Raw genomic sequence first — 2,260 nt, 5'->3', positions numbered from 1 at the left:
AAGGCCCCGGGCGTGGTGGTGAGCCACACCACCGACGCCGAGGTGCAATCGAGCAAGGCCTTCCTGGCCCTGGGCCTGCAGACCGCCGCCGGCGTCCCGCTGCAGTGCGACGAAGGCCCGGACTTCAAAACCTTCCGCCTTGGCCTGTTCGGCCTGGACAAGTGGCACGACGTGCCGGCCACGGTGGCGCGTCTGGAGGCCGCGCTGGATCGCATCGCGCCTCTGCGCGAGGTGCGCGCGGCCTGAGCGGGTCGCGTCGACACCGTGCCGGCGCGTCTCAGGTGCGCAGCACCTCGCCGCGCATCGAGTAGAGGACGCCCACGACCTCATTGACCTCGGGTACGCCCACGCCCTGGGCCTGCAGGGCGGCCACGATGTCGTCGAGGGCGGCCATGAACTCCTGTTCGCTGATGTTCATTCCGGCGTGGGCGCCGCGCATGTCGCGGCCTTCGTAGGCCTGCGGCCCGCCCGCGCCCATGCAGAAGAACTGCGTGCCCAACTGCTTGAGCCGGGGCAGGTCGCGCCCCTGGAAGCGCGGGCCGATGAGGGGATTGACGGCGTGCCGATCGACGAAGTCGTCCACGATCGCGGCGATCTTCCCGGCACCGCCGAGGCGGTCATACAGCGAAGCGTTCATATCGTTCTCCTCGACGGTTCAGTGAAGGTGGGGCCACCAGGACGCGTACTCGACCATGCCGGCCCAGGCAGCGTCGGGTGCGGCGGCCTGCGCGGCGGGTCGGGCGCTGCCTGTGGGCGTCGTCTTGGGCGTTGCCGTGCTCATGGGCGTTGTCGCGGGCGTGGGACGCTGACTGGCGTCGGGCCACCGCTCGGCGGGCTTGGCGGGCATCGAAGAATCGGAACTCATGGCACCTCCTGTGCAGTGAAAAAAGGGAGTTGCCAGCATGGGCGACCCGGCGTTCCTGGAACGTTCCTGCGCCGGTCTGTCATTGCAGACCGGCGGGGCCCCTCGGACAATGCCCGACATGGAGCCCGACCCCGTCGCCAGGTCCGCCGCCAGCACCCTGTCCATCCGCTTGCTGGGCGGCTTTGGCGTCGCGCTCGGCGACACGAGCCTGTCGGGCGAGCGCTGGGCCAGCTTGCGAGCGATGCACCTGGTGCAGCTGCTGGCGCTCAGCGACGGTCATCGCCTCGCGCGCGAGCAGGTGATCGATCGGCTCTGGCCGCATCTGGAGCCCGACGCGGGGGCCGCCAACCTGCGCAAGGCGGCGCACCATGCTCGCCAGGCGATTGGGCGCCGGGACAGCGTGGTCCTGCAAAGTGGCCAGGTGTTGCTGGGCCCGACACTGGCGCTGCGGGTCGATGCCCTGGACTACGAGCGGCAGGCGCGTGCGGCACTGGCCGCTGGCGATGCACAAGCCTGCGCCGCCGCCGCCAGGCTGTACACGGGCGGCCTGCTACCCGGGGCGCCGTACGACACCTGGCTTGACCCGGCGCGGGAGCGTCTACACGGACTGCAGCTGCAATTGCTGCGCGCCGCCGGTCAATGGGAGGCCCTGACCGAACTCGAGCCCACCGACGAACACGCGCACCGCACCCTGATGGCGGCCGAACTCGAACACGGCAACCGCGCGGCCGCCCTGCGTTGGTATGCGCGGTTGCGCGATGCGCTGCAGGACACGCTCGGCATCGCGCCCGACGCCGCCACCCTGGCCCTGTACCGACGGGCCGCGCAGGGCCTGCCGGCGCGCGAGCCTGTGCTGGTGGGCCGCGAGGCGGTGCGCGTGCGCCTGGACGCCTGGATGGCGCAAACGCCCAGCCAACGCCCTGGCGGCGTGCTGCTGCAGGGACCCGGCGGCATCGGCAAGACGGCACTGGCCCGTGCCCTCGCCGCCGAGCGGGCCGGCGAAGGCTGGGTCGTGGTCAGCGCCAACGCGGCATTGACCGGGCGCCCCTACGGCACGCTCGCCGCGGCGGCCGAGCAACTGCTGCGCGAGCGCCGCTCCCTGCTCGATGCCATCGGCGGCCCGGCACGCGCCGTGCTCACCCTGCTGCTGCCCTGGGCCGGACCAGCCGACGCGCTGCCCGGCCCCTTGAGCCGGCACCAGGTCATCGGCGCGTTGCGGCGGCTGCTGTTGGCCGCCGCGCAAGGTGGCGACGTGCTGCTGCACATCGACGACGCCCACCTGCTCGACGACGCCGAGGCCGATGCGGTGCTGCATCTGGTGACCGACGGCCCGCCGGTGTTCGTCTGGCTGTCCGCCCGGCCGCTGCTGCCCAGCGCGCCGCTGGCGCGGCGGGC

3 protein-coding genes and 1 pseudogene (1 of these 4 cut by a window edge) are annotated in these 2,260 nt (G+C 72.4%); 2 read left to right on the top strand and 2 right to left on the bottom strand.

The genetic code is table 11. The features are described from left to right. Positions 1-246, top strand: a pseudogene (locus tag BGO22_RS22370) (alanine--glyoxylate aminotransferase family protein); the annotation flags it as partial. Positions 247-277: 31 nt separating this feature from the next. On the opposite strand, the gene BGO22_RS22365 reads toward BGO22_RS22370, so the two are convergent. Both BGO22_RS22365 and BGO22_RS22360 read right to left on the bottom strand, forming a co-directional pair. Then, the gene (locus tag BGO22_RS22365) at positions 278-637 is read right to left on the bottom strand and encodes a group I truncated hemoglobin (RefSeq protein WP_070400624.1); all 360 of its coding nucleotides are present in this window, start codon (positions 635-637) and stop codon (positions 278-280) included. An 18-nt stretch (positions 638-655) separates the two neighbouring features. Beyond that, complete coding sequence (locus tag BGO22_RS22360) at positions 656-865, bottom strand: hypothetical protein (protein WP_139147109.1); 210 nt, start codon at positions 863-865, stop codon at positions 656-658. A gap of 37 nt (positions 866-902) precedes the next feature. Between BGO22_RS22360 and BGO22_RS22355 the strand changes: the two genes are divergently transcribed. Beyond that, positions 903-2,260: the 5' end (the start) of an AAA family ATPase gene (locus tag BGO22_RS22355; protein WP_502686494.1), read on the top strand. 1,894 nt of this gene lie beyond the right edge of the window; 1,358 of the gene's 3,252 nt are visible here — the first part of the coding sequence; it begins with the start codon at positions 903-905; its stop codon lies beyond the right edge, outside the window.

Origin of the sequence: Hydrogenophaga sp. 70-12 (assembly GCF_001897365.1) — a bacterium.
Lineage (GTDB): Bacteria > Pseudomonadota > Gammaproteobacteria > Burkholderiales > Burkholderiaceae_C > Hydrogenophaga > Hydrogenophaga borbori.
Note: the sequence above shows the minus strand (reverse complement) of the source record. Positions and strands in the feature narration are given on the sequence as shown.

Coding starts and splice junctions, on each gene's coding strand:
- BGO22_RS22365 (WP_070400624.1), bottom strand. CDS start 637: ATGAACGCTTCGCTGTATGACCGCCTCGGCGGTGCCGGGAAGATCGCC.
- BGO22_RS22360 (WP_139147109.1), bottom strand. CDS start 865: ATGAGTTCCGATTCTTCGATGCCCGCCAAGCCCGCCGAGCGGTGGCCC.